We start from the raw sequence: 22,846 nt of genomic DNA, 5'->3' as shown, positions 1-22,846 counted from the left end.
ACCGGCCTGCGGCTTGCCGGGCCGGGGCTGTCTGACAGAGCCGGAACCGGCCCCGCAACAGTGTCAGAACAGCACGCGGCTGCGCAGGGTGCCGCTGACCTGGGCCAGCTTGTCCAGCGCCAGGTCGGACGAGGCGGCGTCGATGTCGATGACCACGTAGCCGATCTTCTCGTTGGTCTGCAGGTATTGGGCCGAGATGTTGATCTGGTTGTCCGAGAAGATGCGGTTGATCTCCGACAGCACGCCCGGCACGTTGCGGTGGATGTGCAGCAGACGGTGCTTGCCGGGGTGGGCCGGTAGCGCCACCTCGGGAAAGTTAACCGACGAGGTGCTGGTGCCGTTGTCGCTGTATTTCACCAGCTTTTCCGCCACTTCGAGGCCGATGTTGGCCTGTGCCTCCATGGTGGAGCCGCCGATGTGGGGAGTCAGGATCACGTTGTCCAGCCCGCGCAGGGGCGACACAAACTCATCCTTGTTGGTGCGCGGCTCGACAGGGAACACGTCGATGGCGGCGCCCAGCAGCTTCTTGGCTTGGAGCGCTGCAGCCAGCGCTTCAATATCCACCACCGTGCCCCGCGCGGCGTTGATGAGGATGCCGCCGGGCTTCATGGCGGCGATCTCGGCGGCGCCGATCATGCCTTCGGTGGAAGGCAGCTCGGGCACATGCAGGCTCACGATGTCGCTTTGCGACAACAGGTCGTGCAGATGCTGTACCTGGCGGGCATTGCCCAGGGGCAGCTTGTTGACCACATCAAAGAAGGCCACGTGCATGCCCATGGCCTCGGCCAGTACCGACAGCTGGGTGCCGATGGAGCCGTAGCCCACGATACCCAGGGTCTTGCCACGGATCTCATACGCGTTGTCGGCGCTCTTGAGCCAGCCGCCCCGGTGGGCCACCGCGTTTTTCTCGGGCACGCCACGCAGCAGCAGGATGGCTTCGGCCAGCACCAGCTCGGCCACCGAGCGGGTGTTGGAGTACGGCGCGTTGAACACCGCAATGCCGCGCTCGCGCGCCGCGTTCAGGTCCACCTGGTTGGTGCCAATACAAAAGCAGCCCACAGCCACCAGCTTGTGGGCCTGGGCAAACACCTCTTCGGTGAGCTGGGTGCGCGAGCGAATGCCCACAAAGTGCACATCGGCGATCTTGCGCTTCAGTTCCTCGTCCGGCAGCGCACCGGACACCGTCTCGATCTGCGTATAGCCCGCCGCCCGGATCACATCCACTGCGGAGGAGTGGATGCCTTCGAGCAGCAGAAACTTGATCTTGTTCTTGTCGAGCGAATTGGTGGCCATGGCGATGAAGGAGAAGGGATAGGAGAAGGAAACATCCGGCGCGCGACGGCGCGAACGAACCGAGGGTGCCCACGCATGTGAACAGTCACCAGCATGGTGCATTGCACAAAACCTTGCAAGCCTCGGCAAATGCGCCACACCTTGTCACAAAAAGGTCACAATCGCACCCCTCACGGGTACCCCAAGGGGTTTCCCCGGTTGTTGCAGGGCGCGGGCTCATGCGACAACGACATATCAATGTCACAGAGGCTGCATAGCATCCGGCCCTTGTGCATTTCGTCATCCTCGGAGGAAATATTCATGAAAACGAAGCTTCTGGCGGTCTGCGCTGCTGTTGCCATGTCGGTCTGCGCACCTGCGCAAGCACAGGCGCCCATTGAGATCCAATGGTGGCACTCGATGAGTGCAGCGCTGGGCGACTGGGTCAATGACCTGGCCAAGCAATACAACGCCAGCCAATCCCAGTACAAGGTCGTGCCCACGTACAAGGGCCAGTATGACGAATCGATGACCGGCGCCATTGCCGCCTTCCGCGCTGGCAATGCCCCCCACATCCTGCAGGTGTTCGAAGTGGGCACCGCCACCATGATGGCCAGCAAGGGCGCCATCGTGCCTGCGGCCAAGGTGCTGAACGACGCGGGCTTCAAGTTTGAACCCACCGAGTATGTGTCCGCAGTGGCCGGTTACTACACCGCCCCCAACGGCCAGATGCTGAGCTACCCGCTCAACAGCTCGACCACGATCTTCTATTACAACAAGGACGCCTTCAAGAAGGCTGGTCTGGACGCCGACAAGCCGCCCAAGACCTGGCCCGAAGTGTTTGCCGCCGCCTCCAAGCTCAAGGCCAGCGGCCACAGCTGCCCGTTCACCACCAGCTGGGTGAGCTGGACGCAGCTGGAGAGCTTCTCGCTGTGGCACAACACCCTGTTCGCCTCCAAGAACAACGGCTTTGACGGCAACGACGCGCAACTGCAGATCAACACCCCGCTGCACGTTCGCCACTTCGAGAACCTGGCCAAGGCCTCCAAGGAAGGCAGCTTTGTCTACAAGGGCCGCAACAACACGGCCGATGCGTCCTTCCCCTCGGGTGAATGCGCCATGATCACCGGCTCGTCGGGCCTGTACGCCCGCGTGGCCAAGGAAGCCAAGTTCGCCTACGGCATCTCCACCCTGCCTTACTACCCCGATGTGAAGGGTGCCCCACAGAACACCGCCATCGGCGGCGCCAGCCTGTGGGTGATGGCCGGCAAGAAGCCCGAGGAATACAAGGGCGTGGCCAGCTTCCTGAACTTCCTGAACGACACCAAGGTGCAGGCTGCCAGCCACCAGCGCACGGGCTACCTGCCTGTGACCATGGGCGCCTACAAGCTCACCGAGGCGTCTGGCTTCTATGACAAGAACCCCGGCACCGACGTGGCCGTGACGCAGATGATCCGCAAGGCCACTGACAAGTCGCGTGGCATCCGCCTGGGCAACTTCGTGCAGATCCGCTCGATCATCGACGAGGAAACCGAACAGATCTGGTCGGGCAAGAAGTCGCCCAAGGAAGCCCTGGACACCGCCGTGACACGTGGCAACGAGCAGCTGGCCCGCTTCGCACGCGCCAACAAGTAAGCACGGTCCACCATCTGTCGATGTCACCTGGCCACCCGGCTGGGCGGCATCGAAAGCCCGCCGCCCCGTCAACCAACCTGGTTCACGGGGCGGCGGGGTTTTCTTTTTGAGAGTTTCGTCATGGAAAAACGCGTACTTTTCCGCTCTGCGTGGCTACCCTGGGTGCTTCTGGCTCCCCAGCTGGTCATCATCAGCGTGTTCTTCTTCTGGCCCGCAGGCCAGGCCCTGGTGCAGTCGTTCCAGATGCAGGACAGCTTTGGCATGTCCACCGAATGGGTGGGGCTGGACAACTTCAAGGCACTGTTTGAAGACCCGGGCTATCTCGCCTCGTTCAAGACCACGGCCTTCTTCTCGATCCTGGTGGCGGTGGTGGGCATCGGCCTGTCGCTGATCCTCGCGATCTTCGCCGACCGCATCATCAAGGGCGCCATCGTCTACAAGACCGCCCTGCTGCTGCCCTACGCCGTCGCCCCTGCGGTGGCAGGTGTGCTGTGGATGTTCATGTTCTCGCCCTCGCTGGGTGTGGTGGCCTACATGCTGCGCCAGTCGGGCTTTGACTGGAACCACATGCTCAACTCCGACCACGCGATGACGCTGATCGTGATTGCAGCGGTGTGGAAGCAGATCTCCTACAACTTCCTGTTTTTCCTCGCAGGTTTGCAGTCCATCCCCAAGTCGCTGATCGAAGCCGCCGCCATCGACGGTGCGGGCCCCTGGCGCCGGTTCTGGAGCATTCAGTTCCCGCTGCTGTCGCCCACCACGTTCTTCCTGCTGGTGATCAACGTCGTGTACGCGTTCTTCGACACCTTTGCCATCGTGGACTCGACCACCCAGGGCGGTCCCGGGCGCGATACCTCCATCCTGGTCTACAAGGTCTACCACGATGGTTTCAAGGCCATGGACATGGGCGGCTCTGCCGCGCAATCGGTGGTGCTGATGGCCATCGTGGTGGTGCTCACCGTCATTCAGTTCCGCTACGTTGAGAAAAAGGTTCAATACTAAAAATGGTCGAACGCAGCCCCTATCTCACCGCGTTCTCGCACCTCATCATGGTGCTGGGCGTGATCATCGTCGGCTTCCCGCTGTACCTGGCCTTCGTGGCCTCCACCCATACCGCACAGGACATCGTTCAGGTGCCCATGCCCATGGTGCCCGGCAGCAACTTCTGGCAGACCTACCACGACGCGCTGTTTGGCGGCGGCGCGGGTGCGGGCTCCACCGCGCCTGTGGCCCGCATGATGTGGGTGAGTTTTGTCACCGCCATGGTCATCACGGTGGGCAAGATCGCCATCTCGCTGCTGTCGGCGTTTGCCATCGTGTACTTCCGCTTCCCCTTCAAGGGCATCTGCTTCTGGCTGATCTTCATTACTCTGATGCTGCCCGTGGAAGTGCGCATCGGGCCTACCTACCAGGTCGTATCCAACCTGGGCATGCTCAACACCTACGCAGGCCTCACGGTGCCGCTGATCGCTTCGGCCACCGCCACCTTCCTGTTCCGCCAGTTCTTCCTGACGGTGCCCGATGAGCTGGTGGAGGCCGCACGCGTGGACGGCGCCGGTCCGATGCGCTTTTTCAAGGACATCCTGGTGCCGCTGTCGCGCACTTCGGTTGCCGCACTGTTCGTGATTCAGTTCATCTACGGCTGGAACCAGTACCTGTGGCCGCTCTTGGTGACCACGTCCGAAGACATGTACCCGGTGGTCATCGGCATCAAGCGCATGCTGGCCGGTGGCGACGCGGGCAACGAATGGAACATCGTGATGGCCACGGCCCTCCTGGCCATGCTGCCGCCTGCCTTTGTGGTGGTGGTCATGCAACGCTGGTTCGTCAAGGGCCTGGTGGACACCGAAAAATAAGACAAAACTCCTGCAAGCGCTTGTTCAATAAGCCCCTGTAGCTATCAAATTCATTGCACATATGGCATCCCTCTCTCTTCGTAACATCGTCAAGCGCTACGGCGTGGGCCCCAAGGCCAACCAGGTCATCCACGGCGTGAACGCCGAGGTCAAGGACGGCGAGTTCGTCGTCATCGTCGGCCCCTCGGGCTGCGGCAAGTCCACCCTGCTGCGCATGGTGGCGGGCCTGGAGGAAATCTCCGGCGGCGAACTGCGCATTGGCGACCGTGTGGTCAACGACCTGGAACCCGCCCAGCGCGACATCGCGATGGTGTTCCAGAACTACGCGCTGTACCCGCACATGACGAACTTCGAGAACATGGCCTATGGCCTGAAGATCGCCAAGGTACCCAAGGAAGAGATCAAGGCGCGCGTCGACAAGGCCGCCAAGATCCTCGAACTGGGCCACCTGCTGGAGCGCAAGCCCCGCGAGCTGTCGGGCGGCCAGCGCCAGCGCGTGGCCATGGGCCGCGCCATCGTGCGCCAGCCCCAGGTGTTCCTGTTTGACGAGCCGCTGTCCAACCTGGACGCCAAGCTGCGCGCCCAGACCCGCCTCGAAATCCAGAAGCTGCACCGCGAACTGGGCATCACCAGCCTGTTCGTGACACACGACCAGGTCGAGGCCATGACGCTGGCCCAGCGCATGATCGTGATGAACGCGGGCAATATGGAGCAGTTCGGCACGCCCGAAGAGGTCTACCACACGCCCGCCTCCACCTTCGTGGCCAGTTTCATCGGCTCGCCGCCGATGAACCTGCTCAAAAACGCACCAGGCGCCAAACCGGGCACCATTCTGGGCATCCGCCCGGAGCATCTGGATGTGCGCAGCGAGGGTTGGGCCGTTACCGTCGAAACTGTGGAGTTGCTGGGTGCCGAGCGCCTGATCTACGGCCGCATCAACGGCGAACAGATCATCGTGCGGGTAGAAGAAGGCACCCACGCGCCACAGCCGGATGCGGTGATCCACGTCGTGCCCCGTCCCGACCGCCTGCACGCTTTCGATGCCACCACCGGTAAACGCATCCCTGACTGAGCCCGTGCAGCCGCCTGAAGCCGCCCGCGCCGGGCGTGGGGTTCTGGCCACCGTGCCGGTGCTGGCCTCGCTGCACCTGGCGGAGACCCGGCAGTTCTACGTCGAGCGACTGGGGTTCACCGCACTGCTGGAGATGGATAACTACCTGATCCTGCAGCGCGATGGCTGCGAGCTGCACTTCTGGCCCTGCACCGAGCGCCACATTGCAGAAAACACTTCGTGCTACGTGCGTGCAGACACCGGGTTGCTGCATGCGGATTTCACGGCACGCGGCCTGCAACTGGCACCTCCCACTGTCCAGCCCTGGGGCATGAAGGAGATGTATGTCATCGACCCCCATGGCAACCTGCTGAAATTTGGTGAACCCGCATGAGCGCACCCTCGTCTACCCTCGCCCCCTGGCCCTACCCCCGCTGGATCGCCCACCGCGGCGCGGGCAAGCTGGCCCCTGAGAACACCTTGGCCGCCTTCCGGCTGGGTGCCCAATACGGCTACCGCATGTTCGAGTGCGACGCCAAGCTCAGCAGCGACGGCGTGCCTTTTCTGATGCACGACGCCACGCTGGAGCGCACGACCAACGGCCTCGGCACCGGCGGCGACCTGCCCTGGACCCAGCTCGCCCAGCTGGATGCAGGTGGCTGGCATTCCCGCAGCTACGCGGGCGAGCCCCTTCCCACACTGGAGAACCTGGCGCGCTACTGCATCGCCAACGGGTTTTTTTTGAACATCGAGATCAAGCCCACACCAGGCCAGGAAGAAGTTACCGGCCGCGTGGTGGGCGAATATGCCGCACGGCTGTGGCAAGGGCAGGCCGTGCCGCCCTTGTTCTCGTCGTTCAAGCCCGAGGCGCTGGCGGGCGCCATGGCCACCGCGCCCCACCTGCCCCGCGCGCTGCTCATCGACGCGCTGTGGGACGGATGCTTTGACAAGGCGCAGGCGCTCGGCTGTGTGGCCATCGTGTGCAACCACGCGCTGTGGGACCCGGCCCTTGTGGCGCAAGTCCACGGCATGGGCATGCGCACGCTGAGCTACACGGTGAACGACGACTGGGCGGCGCAGCGCCTCATCGCGCTGGGCACGGACGGCATCATCACCGACCGCGTCGACTTCTTCTCGCCCGCCACGCCGTAGGGCGCACCGTCCAACCAACCCCGCCCCAAGCCAGCGCCACCGGGGACCGGGTTTGCCGGGCCACCGGTGGAGTCCCCTGCAGGGGGAAGGCGCACAGCGCCTCAGGGGGTCAATCGAGTTTCGCGCCAGACTTCTTGACGGCGTCGGCCCAGCGGGGCATCTCCGAGGCCAGGAACTTGGCAAAGTCGTCCGCGCCCAGAAACGCCGGATCCGCCCCCTGGCTCACCATGCGGTTGCGCACATCGGGCATCTGCAACACCTGGCCAAAGGCGTCACTGAGCTTGTTGACCACGTCCTTGGGCGTGCCTGCAGGGGCCAGAAAGCCATAGAAGCCCACCACCTCAAAGCCCTTGATGCCGCTCTCGATCACCGTGGGCACTTCGGGCAGCGCGGGGTTGCGCTCCTTGCTGGTCACGGCCAGGGCGCGCACCTTACCCTGCTTGTGGTAGGACGCAGCCTGCGGAATGCTCTCGGCCATGAATTGCACCTGCCCGCCCATAAGGTCGGTGAATGCCGGCGCGCTGCCCCGGTAGGGGATGTGCACCATGAACAGGCCCGTGGCGGTCTTGAACATCTCGGGCACCAGGTGGCTGATGCCGCCATTGCCCGCCGAGCCAAAGTTGACCTGACCGGGCCGCGACTTGGCATAGGCCATGAACTCCTGCAGATTCTTGGCGGGCACGCTGGCGTTGACCAGCAAGGCCAGCGGCTGCATGGCCGTGCGCGCCACGGGCACAAAGTCCTTGAGGGTGGCATAGGGCAGGCGGCTGTACAGCGCGGGGTTGATGACCATCACCCCCGTGTTGGCCAGCATGATGGTGTGGCCGTCAGGGGGCGCTTTCATCACCTCCTGCGCGCCCACGGTGCCACCGGCTCCGGCCTTGTAGTCCATCACCACCGGCTGGCCCAGCACGGTCTGCAGCTTGTCGGACAGCAGGCGCGCATGCTGGTCCAGAGGCCCGCCGGCGGGGAAACCCACCACGATACGAACAGGCTTGGACGGAAACGCCTGCGCTTGCACGGCGGCAGCAAAGGCCAGGCCTGCGGCCAAGGTGATGCAGGTACGCAGCAGCTTCATGAGGTTGTCTCCAGCATTGGTTGTGGGTGTACGGGGGTGTTCGCTAGTTCCGTCAGAGCGGGCCATGGCAACCGTCCTGGAAGGTGTAAAGAGGCTATCAGACACTAGGGCGCGACAGCCCTCCAGATCACCTCTCGCAAACCCTCAAAACACGTGACGGCTTGCTGAAAGCTTCAAGCCTTCCAGCCCCGCACCAGCACCCACTGGCAGGTGGCGCAGGCCACCACCAGCGCGGCATAGGTGAGCATCTTGCCGTCACGTCCCCACAGCACCAGCCCTGCCGCGAGCACCGCCACCCCCACGGCAAACAGAATCGCCCAACGCAGCCACACAGACATCGCAGAGGCACTGCGGGAGCCCACCAGACGGCCCGAAAGCACCAACACCAGCGCCATGGCGGCAGCGGGTGCGACAAAGTTGAGGAGGTGGTTGACGATGTCCAGCGGACCCATGGAATTGACCCAAATCAAGGCTTGAACAAGCAAGGCCGCCTGTTCGGGCCAACAATTTTATAATTGCAGCTTATGGCAGTCTGGGCCCTCGGCATCAACCACACCACCGCGCCGCTCGATCTGCGCGGCCGGTTTGCGTTTGCGCTCGATCAGATCGCCCCCACGCTGCACGGTTTGCGCCAGTCGCTGGGCAACTCTGGCGGCGCTGCCAGCCGCCACCCCGGGGTGGAAACCGCCATCATCTCCACCTGCAATCGCACCGAAGTTTACTGTGCCGGCGACCAGCCCGCAGTGGACCACACGCTGGGCTGGCTGGCCCACAGCGGCGGCGTGAGCCCCGCGCTGCTGCGCTCGCACTCCTACACGCTGGAAGACAGTCTCGTCGCACGCCACGCCTTCCGCGTAGCCAGTGGGCTCGATTCCATGGTGCTGGGCGAGGCCCAGATCCTGGGCCAGATGAAAGACGCGGTGCGCGCCGCCGAGACGGCCGGCGCTTTAGGCACCACGCTCAACCAGCTGTTCCAGCGCAGCTTTGCCGTGGCCAAGGAGGTGCGCACCAGCACCGAGATCGGCGCACACAGCATCAGCATGGCCGCCGCCGCCGTGCGCCTGGCCAGCCAGCTGTTTGAAGACCTCTCCAAGATCCGCGTGCTGTTCGTCGGCGCGGGCGAGATGATCGAGCTGTGCGCCACGCACTTCGCCGCCAAGAACCCCAAGCAGATCGCCATTGCCAACCGCACGCTGGAACGCGGCGAAAAGCTCGCCACCCGCTTTGGCGGCGAGGTGATGCGCCTGGCCGACCTGCCCGAGCGCCTGCACGAGTTCGACGCCGTCATCAGCTGCACCGCGAGCAGCCTGCCCATCATCGGCCTGGGTGCCGTGGAGCGCGCACTCAAGAAGCGCCGCCACCGCCCCATGTTCATGGTCGATCTGGCCGTGCCGCGCGACATCGAGCCCGAGGTCAAGGCCCTGGGCGACGTGTACCTGTACACCGTGGACGACTTGGCCACCGTGGTGCAGACCGCGCAGGCCAACCGCCAGGCCGCCGTGGCGCAGGCCGAGGCCATCATCGACGCAGGCGTGCAAAGCTTCATGCACTGGATGGAGCTGCGCAGCCCCGCCGCGGCCGAGGGTGGCGTGGTGCCGCTGATCCAGCAGCTCAACGCCCAGACGGACGAATGGCGCGCGCTGGAAATCGCCCGCGCCAAGAAGCTGCTGGCCAAGGGCGAGGACGTGGACGCCGTGCTCGAAGCGCTCTCGCGCGGCCTCACACAGAAAATGCTGCACGGCACCCTGGCCGAGCTGCGCGCGGGCGACGCAGAGATGCGCGCCCAGACGGCCCAAACCGTCTCGCGCCTGTTCCTGCGCTCGCAAAGCAAGACGCCCAACAACAACGGACTGTAGCGGTGCTCGCCCGCTCCACAGCCGTCCCGATTTGAGCCAAATCGGCCCCAGGCGCATGATTTACATGCACCACCAGCTACCAAATCTGTAGCAAATCCTTTTTCCAGAATTCCATGAAACCCTTTCTCCGAAGCCAGCTGGAGCGCTACGCACAGCGCCTGGGCGAACTCGACTTCCTGCTCTCGCGCGAAGACATCATGAGCGACATGGCGCAGTACCGGCGCATCTCCGTCGAGCATGCCGAGGTCACGCAGGTCGCCGGCCGCTACGCCCGCTACCAGCAGCGCGAGGCCGACCTGGCGGGTGCGCGCGAGATGCTGGCCGACCCCGACATGGCCGAGATGGCACAGGAAGAAATCACCAGTGCCGAGGCCGAGCTGCTGCAACTCGAAGACGAACTGCAGCGCCTGCTTTTACCGAAGGACCCCGACGACGCGCGCAACGCGTTTGTGGAAATCCGCGCGGGCACGGGTGGTGACGAATCGGCGCTGTTCGCAGGCGATCTCACGCGCATGTACACCCGCTACGCCGCCAACGTGGGCTGGAAGGTGGAGGTGGTGAGCGAGAACGCGGCCGAGCTCGGCGGCTACAAGGAAATCGTGCTGCGCATAGAGGGTGACCATGTTTACGGGGCTCTCAAATTCGAATCCGGCGGCCACCGCGTGCAGCGCGTGCCCGCCACCGAGACCCAGGGCCGCATCCATACCAGCGCCTGCACCGTGGCCGTGATGCCCGAGCCCGACGAGCACGAGGCCATCAAGCTCAACCCGGCAGACCTGCGCATTGACACCTTTCGCGCCAGCGGCGCCGGTGGCCAGCACATCAACAAGACCGACTCGGCCGTGCGCGTGGTGCACTTGCCCACCGGCATCGTGGCCGAATGCCAGGACGGCCGCAGCCAGCACAGCAACAAGGCCAAGGCGCTGCAGGTGCTGCAGGCCCGCATCCAGGAGAAGGAGCGCAGCGAGCGCGCCGCCAAGGAGGCCGCGCTGCGCAAGGGCCTGATCGGCAGCGGCGACCGCAGCGACCGCATCCGCACCTACAACTTCCCGCAGGGGCGGCTCACGGACCACCGCATCAACCTCACGCTGTACAAGCTGCTGTACGTGATGGAAGGCGACCTGGGCGATGTGCTGCAGGCCCTGCAGTATGCCCGCGAGGCCGAGCAGCTGGAAGAGCTGGAGATGGGCGCCACCGGGTGAGCCAGGCCAGAATTTGAGACAAATTGCCTGGTAGCGCTAGATTCATATGCCTGACCAGCTATCAAAACAATAGTGAACCACACCACCTCTCCCACCCTCGCCCAGGCTTTGGCGCAGGCACACACCCTGGGCCTGGCGCGTATCGACGCGCAACTGCTGCTGCTGCACGCCGTCGGTCGGCCTGATGCCGGCCGCGCCTGGCTGCTGGCGCACGACACCGACGCCATGGACGAAGCCATGCACGCCCAGTTCATCGCCCTGTGCCAGCGCCGCTTGGCGGGCGAGCCGGTGGCCTACCTCACCGGCCGCAAGGAGTTCTACGGCCTGCCGCTGCAGGTGGACGCGCGCGTGCTGGACCCGCGCCCCGACACCGAAACCCTGGTGGACTGGGCGCTGGAGGTGATCGCCCCGCTGGCATCGCCCCGCGTGGTGGACCTGGGCACCGGCAGCGGCGCGATTGCGCTGGCACTGCAAAGCCAGCGCGCCGACGCCCAGATGCTGGCGGTAGATGCCAGTGCCGATGCACTGGCCGTGGCACAAGCCAACGCAGCGCGGCTGGGCCTGCCCGTGCAGTTTCGGCAGGCCAACTGGCTGGTGGGAGTGGAGGGGCCGTTCGACGCCATCGTCTCCAACCCGCCCTACATCGCCAGCGCCGACCCACACCTGGCCGCGCTGACGCACGAGCCCCTGCAAGCCCTGGCCAGCGGAGCGGACGGCCTCGAAGACATCCGCGCCATCGTCGCCCAGGCGCCCACCCACCTGCGGCCGGGCGGCTGGCTGCTGCTGGAGCATGGCTACGACCAGGCAGACGCCGTGCAGGTGCTGCTTGCCGCCCAGGGCTTTGTGCGAGTACAAAGCCGCAATGACCTTGCCGACATCGCACGCTGCACAGGCGGGCAATGGCCGACAGTGAAATAATCCCTACATCGCGGGCCCTCAGCATCCATTCGCCCGCAGCCTCTTTCAAGGAGTTTTCCCATGAGCGACACCCAACAACGCATCGACGGCCTCGTCAAATCCAGCGACATCCTGCTGTTCATGAAGGGCAGCGCCAGCTTCCCCATGTGTGGCTTCTCCGGCCGCGCCATCCAGATCCTCAAGGCCTGTGGCGTGGACCCGAAGAGCGTGGTCACCGTCAACGTGCTTGAGGACGACGAAATTCGCCAGGGCATCAAGGAATACAGCAACTGGCCCACGATCCCGCAGCTGTATGTGAAGGGCGAGTTCATCGGCGGCTCGGACATCATGATGGAGATGTATGAGTCGGGCGAACTCAAGCAAGTGCTGGGCACCGAGGGCTGATCGAAGCGACCCTTGCCTCACCCGCCATCAGGCCGCCTTCGGGCGGCCTTTTTGTTTGCCCGCAACAGAGGCACCAATCAGGGGCTTTTCCGATGGAGCAGCGGGCATGTTGTGTGCTTGAATGATTGCGTGACGTAACCCTCACAGGAGCATGCAATGACCAGCCATAGCCTTGTTCCCCAGCCACCTGCCCTGCGCTTGCCGGTGGCCCAGATGCGTAACGTGTTCCACCCGGGCGATGTAGAGCGCAAGCTCGCTCGCCTGCAGGAGTCCGGCAACCAGAGGGAATACGAAACCCTGCGCACCGTGTACGAACGCATGCTGGAGCGCGGCCCGGAGCGTTTTCAGGTCAAGCCATCGGGCATCCCCGACATGGCCAGCCTGTACGAGCAGTTGCCCAACTTCACCGAGGTGCTGGACGACGTGAAGCGCCACGTGGCGCTGGCGCAGGACAGCAGCGATGGCCTGGAGGTCACGCCCATGCTGCTGCTGGGCCCACCCGGCATCGGCAAGACCCACTTCGCGCGCCACCTGGCCGAGCTGCTGGGCACGGGCATGAATCTGCTGCCGATGAGTTCCATGACCGCAGGCTGGCTGCTGTCGGGCTCGTCGGCGCAGTGGAAGGGCGCGCGCCCTGGCAAGGTGTTCGAGGCACTGGTGGAGGGCGAATATGCCAACCCGGTCATCGTGGTGGACGAGATCGACAAGGCCAGCAGCGATGCGCAGTACGACCCGCTGGGTGCGCTGTACAGCTTGCTGGAGTACGACACCGCCCAGAGCTTTACCGACGAGTTTGCCGAGGTGGCCATCGACGCGAGCCAGGTCATCTGGATTACCACCGCGAACGACACACGCGGCATTCCCGATCCCATCCTGAACCGCATGAACGTGTTCGAGGTGGAGGCGCCCACGCTGGAGCAGGCCCGCACCATTGCGCGCAACCTGTACCAGGACATCCGCGCGGGGCACGACTGGGGCCGCCTGCTGGACCCGGAGCCGACGGACGACGTGCTGGACCACCTGGCACAGATGCCCCCGCGCGAAATGCGGCGGGCGCTGATGACAGGTTTCGGCAATGCGCGGCTGGACCGCCGGTCCACCGTGGAGATTGCTGATCTGCCCAAGGCGGCGTCAGGGCGCAGCCGCATCGGTTTCGTGCAATAACAAGGCACCCGCCGCCAGTCCTGCGCTCGCCTGCAGGACTGGCCTTCGGGGCCCCCCCCCCGAAGGCCCACCAGGCCCCCCCGATGTGTGCACACCTGGGGTAGGTGCCTGCGGAACGCCCAGATACACTCAGTCATCCGGTGTGCCGCAGCGCCACGCTCCGTCGCCATTCATGACCCTCTCCCAAAGCCTCTTTGTCATCGGGCTGCTAATTGCAGCCAGCGCCTTTTTTTCCATGGCCGAGATCTCGCTCGCCGCAGCGCGCCGCCTGCGCCTGCGGCAGATGGCCGACGAAGGGGATGCCAGGGCGGACCAGGTGCTGCGCATGCAGGAGCAGCCGGGCGACTACTTCACCGTGGTGCAGGTGGGGCAGAACGCCGTGGCCATCCTGGGCGGTATCGTGGGCGAAGGTGCGCTGAGCCCCCACTTCACCACGCTGTTCGGCCTGTGGCTGTCGGAATCAGCCGCGCAGAAGGCGGGCTTTCTCGCCTCGTTCCTGGTCATCACCTCCCTTTTCATCCTGTTTGCCGACCTGTTCCCAAAACGCCTGGGCATGGCCGAACCCGAGCGGCTGGTGGTGCGGCTGGCGCAGCCCATGGCCTGGTGCATGGCGCTGCTGCGCCCTGTGGTGTGGTTCTACAGCCGGGGGGCGGATGCGCTGTTCCGGGTGCTGGGTATGTCGTCGCTGCGGGACGACCGCATCACCTCGGACGACATCCTGGCGATGATGGAAGCGGGTGCGCGTGCCGGCGTGCTGGCCGCCCGCGAGCAGCAGGTCATCACAAATGTGTTCGAGCTGGACACGCGCATGGTGTCCAGCGCCATGTCGCCGCGCGACCGTGTGGCTTTTTTCTTGCGCGACGAGCCGGACTCCGTGATCCGCCTGCGCATTGCGGCCGAGCCTTTCTCAACCTACCCCGTGTGCGAGGGGGACATCGACCATGTGGTGGGCTATGTGGATGCCAAGGACCTGTTCCAGCGCGTGCTGAACAACCAGCCCATTTCGCTGGCCGATGACAGTCTGGTGCGCAAGGTGCTGATCGTCCCAGACCGGCTCACGCTGTCGGAGGTGCTGGAGCAGTTCCGACAGGTGCACGAGGACTTTGCCGTCATCGTGAACGAATACAGCCTGGTGGTGGGCGTGGTCACGCTGAACGATGTGATGAGCACCGTGATGGGCGACCTGGTGGGCCCGGCGGATGAAGAGCAGATTGTGCGGCGCGATGAAAACTCGTGGCTCATCGACGGCGTCACACCGGTCGAGGACGTGCTGCGCGCACTGTCGCTGGACGAGCTGCCCCACGCGGGCGACTACGAAACCCTGGCCGGGTTCCTGATGGTGATGCTGCGGCGCGTTCCGCGCCGGACGGACAGCGTGAGCTGGGGTGGCTACAAGTTTGAGGTGCTGGACGTGGACAGCTACCGGATCGATCAGGTCATGGTCTCCAGGCTGGGCGGAGCCCCTGGTGCATCGGCCCCGAGCCCGTCAGCACCGACGGGAAACGCCGTGGAGTGACCAAGGCGCGGCCCGTGTCACCGCCGCGCTGATCGCTCTACGCGGCCGGCGACTGTGGCCGATCGGCAAAAAGCCACTTGCGCTGCGCTCCAAAGACCGCATCCGGGTAAGGCGACCGGCCGCGGCTGCCGTTGTAGCGGCCCAGGGCCATGAACAAATCGCCCTGCTCACGATCGATGTAGTGACGCAGGATGACGCAGCCAAAACGCAGGTTGGTCTGCATGTGAAACAGCTTGCCCGGGTCGCCGTCGCCAATCACGCGCGTCCAGAAAGGCATGACCTGCATATAGCCCCGCGCTCCAACGCTGGACACGGCAAATTTGCGGAACCCACTTTCTACCTGGATCAGCCCCAGGACCAAGGACACATCGAGCCCGGCGCGCTTGGATTCGTACCAGACCGTCTGCAAAAAGTCGCGGCGTACTTCCAGGTCCGGTTTGCGCGGCCGCAGGCGATCACTCTGCGTACCCAGCCACCGCAGGTAGTGCAGGCGCGCTTCGGTGGTAAAAAACTCCGGCTCGGGCGGCGCCTGGTTGGCAATGGCAGAGCTGAGTGCGGTGCGCACCGAGTCCATCAGGGGCTCCTCCAGCTGCCCGCCGGCGTGCGCCACCTGCGGAGCACCCAGCCAGGCAGCGGGCGCTGCCAGCGAAGCCAGCGACACCAGACAGCCGCGGCGCGACATCCCCACGGGGCCGCCAGAAGTCGCAGCCCACGGAGCGCTCAGAGTGACGCCGCTCTTGCTCATACAGCCATATGACCCTTCACATGGGCCAGGATGTCGGCCACGGCCACCTTGGTGGCGGCGGCGTCCCGGCGGTGCTGGTACTCGACAACACCCTCTTTCAGGCTCTTGTCGCCAATGGTCACGCGGTGTGGCACGCCGATCAATTCCCAGTCGGCAAACATCGCGCCGGGGCGCTCGCCACGGTCGTCCAGGATCACGTCCACGCCCGCAGCCAGCAGGTCGGCATACAGTTGCTCGGCAGTGGCCTTGACGGCCTCGCTGCGGTCCATACCCACGGGGCAGACCACCACGGTGAACGGCGCAATCGCGTCCGGCCAGATGATGCCGCGCTCGTCATGGTTTTGTTCAATGGCGGCGGCAGGCAGGCGTGTCACGCCAATGCCATAGCAACCCATTTCGAAGAACGCGGGCTTGCCGTCGTCGCCCAGGAAGGTCGCGTTCATACCCTTGCTGTACTTGGTACCCAGGTAGAACACATGGCCCACTTCAATGCCGCGCTCAATCGCCAGCTCGCCCTTGCCGTCGGGGGAGCGGTCGCCCGCCACCACGTTGCGCAGGTCGGCCACCATGTCGGGCTCGGGCAGATCGCGGCCCCAGTTGACGCCGGTGATGTGAAAGTCCACCTCGTTGGCGCCGCAGATCCAGTCGGCCATCACAGCGACTTCGCGGTCTGCCACGATCTTCAAAGGCCTCTTCAGGCCGATGGGGCCCAGGTAACCCGGCTTGCAGCCAAAGTGGTACTCAATTTCGCCCAGCGTCGCGAAGCGGAAGCCCGCCAGTCCGGGCACCTTGCCAACCTTGATCTCGTTCATGTCGTGGTCGCCGCGCAGCAGCAGCAGCCACACCTGGCTCTTGACGATCTCACCCGCTTCGTTGGTTTCGTCCGTGGCCAGCACCAGTGACTTGACCGTGGTGTTCAGCGGAACACCCAGCAGTTCTGCCACATCGGCACAGGTGCTCTTGCCTGGGGTGGCTGTTTTGGTCAGCGCCTGGGTGGCTGCGCCGCGTGGTCCGGTGGGGGCCAGCGCCTCCGCCTTTTCCATATTAGCGGCGTAGTCGCTCTGCGGGCAGTAGACGATGGCGTCTTCGCCCGTGGCGGCAATCACCTGGAATTCTTCCGACAGGTCCCCCCCGATGGCGCCGCTGTCAGCGGCCACGGCACGGTAGGTCAGGCCGAAGCGATCGAAAATCCGCCGGTAGGCTGCGGCCATCACCTGGTAGCTGGCCTTGGCGGCCACTTGGTCGCGGTCAAAGCTGTAGGCATCCTTCATGATGAACTCACGTCCGCGCATGAGGCCAAAACGGGGGCGGCGCTCGTCGCGGAACTTGGTCTGGATCTGGTAAAAGTTCTTCGGCAGCTGCTTGTAACTCTTGAGTTCTTGACGGGCGATGTCAGTGATCACTTCTTCGCTGGTCGGCTGCACCACGAAGTCGCGACCATGGCGATCCTGGATGCGCAGCAGCTCGGGGCCCATTTTCTCAAAGCGCCCCGTTTCCTGCCAGAGCTCAGCGGGCTGCACCACGGGCATGGTCAGCTCGACAGCACCCGCGCGGTTCATCTCTTCACGCACGATGGCTTCCACCTTGCGGATCACGCGCAGGCCCAGAGGCATGTAGTTATAGATGCCAGCGCCCAGCTTCTTGATCAGCCCGGCCCGCGTCATGAGTTTGTGGCTGACCACTTCGGCGTCCGCCGGAGCTTCCTTGAGGGTGGAAATGAAGAATTGGGAGGCTTTCATCGGGAGTCGATTGCAGGCAGAACGGGGCCGTCCACTTGCTGCGCGCTAGGCGCCGTGCATAATGGACACAGTTTAAAAATTTGGGGTTTGATTATGCTTGACCGGGACGGCTTTCGGCCGAACGTCGGCATCATCCTGCTCAACCAGAAAAACCAGGTGTTTTGGGGCAAGCGCATACGCACCCACAGCTGGCAGTTCCCGCAGGGTGGCATTGACCGGGGCGAGACCCCCGAGCAAGCCATGTTCCGTGAACTGCATGAGGAGGTGGGATTATTGCCCAACCACGTTCGCGTGGTGGCCCGCACCCGGGACTGGTTGCGCTATGAGGTGCCTGACCGGTACATCCGCCGCGATGCGCGCGGCCACTACAAGGGCCAGAAGCAGATCTGGTACCTGTTGCAATTGATGGGGCACGACTGGGATCTGAACCTGCGTGCGACCAATCACCCGGAGTTTGACGCTTGGCGGTGGAACGACTACTGGGTTCCGCTGGATGTGGTGGTCGAGTTCAAACGCGGTGTCTATGAGATGGCGCTCACCGAACTGGCCCGCTATCTGCCGCGACACGAGCAGCGCAACCGCTATTTGCGCAGCGGTTTACGCACCCGCGAGGGTGAACATGCGGGCGTCGCCAACATGTTCCGCACAGGCTCCATGCTGGTCAACCCTGGCATGGAACTCCCCCCAGGTGCCAGTTTTGATCCCGATCCTCAAAACAGCATGCCGGGAGAACTCGACGGCATGCCATCGATATCGGACACACCGCGCTGACCCCAGCATCGCACCATGAAAAACGCCTGCAGATGCAGGCGTTTTGTTTTGATGGGCGAATCCGCTCAGTCATGAGTCGGCAATGATCAATGCGCGCAGCCAGTCCCTATGCGCCCTGCGCCAACACGAGATTGTCGCGGTGCACCATTTCCGGCTCAGCCATGTAGCCCAGCAGTTTCTCAAACTCCGTCGACGGCTTGCGGCACAGAAGGCGGGCTTCCGCCGCTGCATAGTTGGCCAAGCCGCGTGCAATCTCTGCCCCAGACCCGTCGCGCACGGCAATCACGTCGCCGCGCGAAAAGTCCCCCTCCACTGCCGTCATGCCGATGGGCAGCAGGCTTTTGCCTTCGTCGCGCACCTTGGCAGCAGCCCCAGCGTCCACCACCACAGACCCACGCAGTTGCAAATGGTCCGCCATCCACTGCTTGCGGGCCTGCTTTTTCTGTGTCTGGGCAACCAGCAAAGTACCCAACGCCTCACCACTCACCAAACGGACCAATACGTCGGATTCGCGTCCCCAGGCAATCACGGTCGATGCGCCAGAGCCTGCAGCGCGCTTGGCCGCCAGAATCTTGGTGATCATGCCGCCTTTGCCAATGCTGGAGCCCGCACCGCCCGCCATCGCTTCCAGAGCAAGATCACCCGCTTTGGCCTCATGCACAAACTGCGCAGACGGATCACGGCGTGGGTCGGCGGTGTAGAGCCCCTTCTGGTCTGTGAGGATGATCAGGGCGTCCGCTTCCACAAGGTTGGCCACCAGCGCACCCAGCGTGTCGTTGTCGCCAAACTTGATCTCGTCATTGACCACCGTGTCGTTTTCGTTGATCACCGGCACAACACCCAAACGCAGCAGCGTGAGCAAGGTGGAGCGCGCATTGAGATAGCGCTCACGGTCCGCCAGATCGGCATGGGTGAGCAGCACCTGCGCGCTGCCCATCCCCTGCTCGCGCAGCTTGGTTTCGTACATCTGCGCCAGCCCCATCTGCCCCACCGCTGCAGCAGCCTGCAACTCGTGGATTTCCTGGGGTCTTGTGGTCCAGCCCAGGCGCTTCATGCCTTCGGCAATGGCACCGCTGGACACCATCACCACCTCGCGTGGGGCACCCCCAACACCGCGCACCAGCGCGGCCAGTTGGCGACTCCACTCACCGATGGCGGTTTCATCCAGTCCACGCCCTTCGTTGGTCACAAGGCTGGAGCCCACCTTCACCACGATACGGCGGGCATCTCTCAATACGCTGGAAACCATTTTGATGTCTTTGATGCCGATAGCGCTACTGCTTCATGCCTGAGTAGCTATTAAAAACATAGCAATTCCTATCCTCTGAGCGCCGAAGCGTCAGGCTGGCGCATCGCCGGCGAAACGGGGATCCACCTCCACCGGCTCGTTCTCCGTGCGCTGCTCGGACTGCACATGGCGGAAGATGGCGTGAATCAGCGGCTCGCAGCCCTCACGCGTGAGGGCCGAGATCTCAAACACCGGCCCCTTCCATTTGAAGCGCTTCACAAAATCCTTCACGCGCGCCTCACGCTCATCAGCGGGAACCATGTCCAGCTTGTTCAGCACCAGCCAACGCGGCTTGTTGTAAAGCTGCTGGTCGTATTTCTTGAGCTCGTTCACGATGGCCTTGGCCTGAGCCACCGGGTCCACAGCGTCGTCAAACGGTGCCAAGTCCACGATGTGCAACAGCAAACGCGTGCGTTGCAGATGGCGCAGGAACTGGTGGCCCAAGCCAGCGCCCTCAGAAGCTCCCTCGATCAGACCGGGGATGTCGGCTACAACAAAGCTCTGCTCAGGCCCCACCCGCACGACGCCCAGGTTGGGGTGCAGCGTGGTGAACGGGTAATCCGCAATCTTTGGTCGCGCATTGGACACGGCCGTGATGAAAGTGGACTTGCCGGCGTTCGGCATGCCCAGCAGCCCCACATCGGCCAGCACCTTCAGCTCCAGCTTTAAATTCTTTTTCTCGCCGGGCCAGCCCGGTGTTTTTTGACGCGGGGCCCGGTTGATCGCGCTCTTGAAACGCATGTTGCCGAAGCCGCCGTCACCGCCTTTGGCGATGGTAATGACCTCGCCCGGGGTCAGCAGCTCATACAGAACTTCACCCGTCTCGGCGTCGGTGATGATGGTCCCGACCGGCATCTTGAGTGTGATGTCCGTACCCGCTGCGCCGAACATATCGGAGCCCATGCCATGCTCACCGCGTTTGGCCTCGTGACGGCGCGAGTAGCGATAGTCCACCAGGGTATTCAGGTTGGGATCGGCCACAGCAAACACATGCCCCCCGCGTCCACCGTCACCACCATTGGGACCGCCGAACTCCTTGTATTTTTCGTGCCGGAACGACACGCAGCCATTGCCACCATCACCTGCGGCAATGTCAATAAAGGCTTCGTCGACGAACTTCATGGGGTATCCAGTTTACAAAAGAGGCCGTACTGTCGGCTGCTGCCAATTGTGGCGGAACAGCAGGGGCCATTCCAGGCACCACAGGCCAAAGGCGTACCAGCGACGCGTGCAGACCAAACAACAAAGCCCCGGCAAAGCGGGGCTTCGATGGTTGCCGGAGGAGCGATCCTCAGGCGGGAGTCACATTGACCGTGGACTTGGACAATGCACCCTTGGTACCGAACGACACGTGGCCGTCCACCAGGGCAAACAAGGTGTGATCCTTGCCAACGCCGACATTGGTGCCGGGATGGAAACGTGTGCCACGCTGGCGCACGATAATCGAACCAGCGCTGATCAGTTCACCACCGAAGGCCTTGACACCCAGCATTTTTGGCTTGGAATCACGCCCGTTTCGCGTAGAGCCGCCGCCTTTTTTCTGTGCCATGACTAGCTCCTTCGATTAAGCAGCAATCGCACCGATTTGCAGCTCAGTGAACTGCTGGCGATGGCCTTGGCGTTTTTGATAGTGCTTGCGACGGCGCATCTTGAAGATGTGCACTTTGTCGTGCTTGCCGTGGGCCACGACGGTGGCTTTCACGGTTGCGCCGGACACCAGGGGCGTACCAACCTTCAGTTCAGCGCCGTTGCCGACAGCCAGAACCTGGTCGATCACAATTTCCTGGCCTACGTCCGCAGCAATCTGTTCTACTTTAATTTTTTCGCCGGAAGCAACGCGATACTGCTTGCCGCCGGTTTTTATGACCGCGTACATGTTGACCTCTTGATATGAGTTCTGCAGACGAATTTCCGCAGAGCTCGCGATTATAGCGCATCTGGCATCACCTCGCCAGCCCCACAAGCATCAGTCAATTCGGCGTGACCAACACGCCACCGCACTCGTCAGGCATGTAGCGGGCCTTCCTATAATTCAGTCACTTTCTGTGACCACCATCTTGACTGACCATACCGCCCCTGCAGCTTCCCCCCTCACGCTCGTTGCACAAGACATGCACGAGGTCGACAAGGTCATCGGTCAGCGTCTGACATCGAGCGTCCCCTTGGTGGCCCAGATCTCGCAATACATCATTGCAGCTGGCGGCAAGCGTCTGCGCCCCGCCCTGTTACTGATGGTATGCGGAGCCTTAGGTTACCGTGGCGCCCATCGGCACAGCCTGGCTGCGGTGGTTGAACTGATTCACACAGCGACATTGCTGCATGACGATGTGGTGGACGCATCCACCCTGCGCCGCGGCCGCCCCACAGCGAACGAAACCTTTGGCAACCCTGCCAGCGTCCTGGTGGGCGACTTTCTGCACACCCGGTCATTTCAGATGATGGTCGAGGCTGGAAGCATGCGCATCATGGAAATCCTCTCCGAGGCTACGAACGTGATTGCAGAAGGCGAAGTGCTCCAGCTGATGAACATGCACGACGCCTCACTGGATGAAGCGGGCTATCTGCGTGTCATCCGCTCCAAAACAGCCAAACTTTTTGAAGCCAGCGCCCGCCTCGGCGCCGTTCTGGCCAACAGCCCCCCCGATGTGGAAGAGGCATGCGCAACTTATGGACAGGCACTGGGTACCGCATTCCAGATCATTGACGATGTGCTGGACTACGACGGCGACACCGCAGAGATGGGCAAAAATCTGGGTGACGACTTGAGAGAAGGCAAATCCACCCTCCCCCTGATCGCCGCCATGGAACGAGGCACCCCCAGCCAGACGGAAATCGTTCGCCAAGCCATCGAACAAGGTTCGACCGAACGATTAGAAGAAGTCGTGGGCATCGTCCGCTCGACAGGCGCCCTGGACGTTACCCGCGCCGCAGCCTTCGCTGAAGCGCACCGCGCCATGGCTGCCGCCCGACGATTACCCGCAAATGCCTATTCGGAGGGTTTGCTAGAATTGGCAGCTCAATTGCTGGGGCGGCGAAATTGAAAGAGGCACTAGATCACTCGCGAGTGCTTCTACAAGCTGCGGGGTGTAGCTTAGCCTGGTAGAGCGCTACGTTCGGGACGTAGAGGCCGGAGGTTCGAATCCTCTCACCCCGACCATATATCGCAGTATGGTCACCTACCAAAATCCCACTTGTTTGTGGCGCCGTTGCCAATATGCG

At 63.4% G+C, this 22,846-nt stretch carries 23 protein-coding genes and 1 tRNA gene; 15 read left to right on the top strand and 9 right to left on the bottom strand.

Features of this window, described 5'->3' with window-relative positions; all coding sequences use genetic code 11:
• Positions 1-63: 63 nt before the first annotated feature.
• Complete coding sequence (gene serA, locus N4G42_RS05265) at positions 64-1,293, bottom strand: phosphoglycerate dehydrogenase (protein ID WP_260666423.1); 1,230 nt, start codon at positions 1,291-1,293, stop codon at positions 64-66.
• 300 nt (positions 1,294-1,593) lie between these two features.
• On the opposite strand from serA, the gene ugpB reads away from it, so the two are divergent.
• From ugpB to ugpQ, 6 genes are all read left to right on the top strand, one after another.
• Positions 1,594-2,907, top strand: a complete 1,314-nt coding sequence (ugpB, locus tag N4G42_RS05260) for a sn-glycerol-3-phosphate ABC transporter substrate-binding protein UgpB (RefSeq protein ID WP_056060369.1) — start codon at positions 1,594-1,596, stop codon at positions 2,905-2,907.
• 120 nt (positions 2,908-3,027) lie between these two features.
• Positions 3,028-3,909, top strand: a complete 882-nt coding sequence (gene ugpA, locus N4G42_RS05255) for a sn-glycerol-3-phosphate ABC transporter permease UgpA (RefSeq protein WP_015012736.1) — start codon at positions 3,028-3,030, stop codon at positions 3,907-3,909.
• Between the two features lie 2 nt (positions 3,910-3,911).
• A complete protein-coding gene (gene ugpE, locus N4G42_RS05250; RefSeq protein WP_056060366.1) occupies positions 3,912-4,763 on the top strand; it encodes a sn-glycerol-3-phosphate ABC transporter permease UgpE in 852 nt (283 codons plus the stop codon).
• Positions 4,764-4,824: 61 nt separating this feature from the next.
• Complete coding sequence (locus N4G42_RS05245) at positions 4,825-5,835, top strand: sn-glycerol-3-phosphate import ATP-binding protein UgpC (protein WP_056060362.1); 1,011 nt, start codon at positions 4,825-4,827, stop codon at positions 5,833-5,835.
• Positions 5,836-5,839: 4 nt separating this feature from the next.
• The gene (locus tag N4G42_RS05240; protein WP_146869849.1) at positions 5,840-6,208 is read left to right on the top strand and encodes a bleomycin resistance protein; all 369 of its coding nucleotides are present in this window, start codon (positions 5,840-5,842) and stop codon (positions 6,206-6,208) included.
• Positions 6,205-6,966 carry a glycerophosphodiester phosphodiesterase gene (ugpQ, locus tag N4G42_RS05235; protein WP_260666422.1) on the top strand — a complete coding sequence of 254 codons (762 nt, stop codon included), beginning with the start codon at positions 6,205-6,207 and terminating at the stop codon, positions 6,964-6,966. Before N4G42_RS05240 ends, ugpQ begins: the two co-directional genes overlap by 4 nt.
• 109 nt (positions 6,967-7,075) lie before the next feature.
• Here ugpQ and N4G42_RS05230 read toward each other — a convergent pair whose 3' ends face one another.
• On the bottom strand, positions 7,076-8,044 hold the full coding sequence (locus tag N4G42_RS05230) for a Bug family tripartite tricarboxylate transporter substrate binding protein (protein ID WP_260666421.1): 969 nt from the start codon (positions 8,042-8,044) through the stop codon (positions 7,076-7,078).
• Between the two features lie 173 nt (positions 8,045-8,217).
• A complete protein-coding gene (locus N4G42_RS05225; protein ID WP_056060351.1) occupies positions 8,218-8,496 on the bottom strand; it encodes a hypothetical protein in 279 nt (92 codons plus the stop codon).
• 72 nt (positions 8,497-8,568) lie between these two features.
• Between N4G42_RS05225 and hemA the strand changes: the two genes are divergently transcribed.
• The 6 genes from hemA to N4G42_RS05195 all read left to right on the top strand — a co-directional run bounded on the left by hemA (position 8,569) and on the right by N4G42_RS05195 (position 15,084).
• Positions 8,569-9,900, top strand: a complete 1,332-nt coding sequence (gene hemA, locus N4G42_RS05220; RefSeq protein ID WP_260666420.1) for a glutamyl-tRNA reductase — start codon at positions 8,569-8,571, stop codon at positions 9,898-9,900.
• Between the two features lie 113 nt (positions 9,901-10,013).
• On the top strand, positions 10,014-11,102 hold the full coding sequence (prfA, locus tag N4G42_RS05215) for a peptide chain release factor 1 (RefSeq protein WP_260666419.1): 1,089 nt from the start codon (positions 10,014-10,016) through the stop codon (positions 11,100-11,102).
• 72 nt (positions 11,103-11,174) lie between these two features.
• Entirely contained in the window at positions 11,175-12,020 is an 846-nt protein-coding gene (prmC, locus tag N4G42_RS05210; protein ID WP_260666417.1) for a peptide chain release factor N(5)-glutamine methyltransferase, read from the top strand.
• A 60-nt stretch (positions 12,021-12,080) separates the two neighbouring features.
• Positions 12,081-12,404: a Grx4 family monothiol glutaredoxin gene (grxD, locus tag N4G42_RS05205; protein WP_056060339.1), complete on the top strand. Its 324-nt coding sequence runs from the start codon at positions 12,081-12,083 to the stop codon at positions 12,402-12,404.
• 156 nt (positions 12,405-12,560) lie between these two features.
• Positions 12,561-13,568, top strand: a complete 1,008-nt coding sequence (locus tag N4G42_RS05200) for an AAA family ATPase (protein ID WP_260666414.1) — start codon at positions 12,561-12,563, stop codon at positions 13,566-13,568.
• A gap of 172 nt (positions 13,569-13,740) precedes the next feature.
• Positions 13,741-15,084 (top strand): hemolysin family protein, encoded by a 1,344-nt coding sequence (locus N4G42_RS05195; protein WP_260666413.1) that lies wholly within the window; start codon positions 13,741-13,743, stop codon positions 15,082-15,084.
• Positions 15,085-15,121: 37 nt separating this feature from the next.
• On the opposite strand, the gene N4G42_RS05190 is transcribed toward N4G42_RS05195, so the two are convergent.
• Together N4G42_RS05190 and N4G42_RS05185 are read right to left on the bottom strand one after the other, a co-directional pair.
• On the bottom strand, positions 15,122-15,829 hold the full coding sequence (locus N4G42_RS05190) for a lytic transglycosylase domain-containing protein (protein WP_121943689.1): 708 nt from the start codon (positions 15,827-15,829) through the stop codon (positions 15,122-15,124).
• On the bottom strand, positions 15,826-17,568 hold the full coding sequence (locus N4G42_RS05185; protein WP_260666412.1) for a proline--tRNA ligase: 1,743 nt from the start codon (positions 17,566-17,568) through the stop codon (positions 15,826-15,828). The genes N4G42_RS05190 and N4G42_RS05185 overlap by 4 nt, the downstream gene beginning before the upstream one ends.
• A gap of 93 nt (positions 17,569-17,661) precedes the next feature.
• Here N4G42_RS05185 and N4G42_RS05180 point away from each other — a divergent pair, with 93 nt between their 5' ends.
• On the top strand, positions 17,662-18,339 hold the full coding sequence (locus tag N4G42_RS05180) for an RNA pyrophosphohydrolase (protein WP_108498332.1): 678 nt from the start codon (positions 17,662-17,664) through the stop codon (positions 18,337-18,339).
• A 106-nt stretch (positions 18,340-18,445) separates the two neighbouring features.
• Here N4G42_RS05180 and proB read toward each other — a convergent pair whose 3' ends face one another.
• The 4 genes from proB to rplU form a co-directional block, all read right to left on the bottom strand.
• Positions 18,446-19,588 carry a glutamate 5-kinase gene (gene proB / locus N4G42_RS05175; protein ID WP_056060322.1) on the bottom strand — a complete coding sequence of 381 codons (1,143 nt, stop codon included), beginning with the start codon at positions 19,586-19,588 and terminating at the stop codon, positions 18,446-18,448.
• A 90-nt stretch (positions 19,589-19,678) separates the two neighbouring features.
• A complete protein-coding gene (gene cgtA / locus N4G42_RS05170) occupies positions 19,679-20,749 on the bottom strand; it encodes an Obg family GTPase CgtA (RefSeq protein WP_056747278.1) in 1,071 nt (356 codons plus the stop codon).
• 169 nt (positions 20,750-20,918) lie between these two features.
• Complete coding sequence (rpmA, locus tag N4G42_RS05165) at positions 20,919-21,176, bottom strand: 50S ribosomal protein L27 (protein ID WP_005794180.1); 258 nt, start codon at positions 21,174-21,176, stop codon at positions 20,919-20,921.
• A gap of 15 nt (positions 21,177-21,191) precedes the next feature.
• Positions 21,192-21,503, bottom strand: a complete 312-nt coding sequence (rplU, locus tag N4G42_RS05160; protein WP_005794184.1) for a 50S ribosomal protein L21 — start codon at positions 21,501-21,503, stop codon at positions 21,192-21,194.
• A gap of 235 nt (positions 21,504-21,738) precedes the next feature.
• Between rplU and N4G42_RS05155 the strand changes: the two genes are divergently transcribed.
• Both N4G42_RS05155 and N4G42_RS05150 read left to right on the top strand, forming a co-directional pair.
• Entirely contained in the window at positions 21,739-22,668 is a 930-nt protein-coding gene (locus N4G42_RS05155; protein WP_260666429.1) for a polyprenyl synthetase family protein, read from the top strand.
• Positions 22,669-22,707: 39 nt separating this feature from the next.
• Positions 22,708-22,784 (top strand) — tRNA-Pro (locus N4G42_RS05150).
• The last annotated feature ends 62 nt before the right edge of the window (positions 22,785-22,846 follow it).

The organism is Acidovorax sp. K2F (assembly GCF_025246485.1).
Classification (GTDB): domain Bacteria; phylum Pseudomonadota; class Gammaproteobacteria; order Burkholderiales; family Burkholderiaceae_C; genus Acidovorax; species Acidovorax delafieldii.
This window is presented reverse-complemented; position numbering and strand designations above follow the sequence as displayed.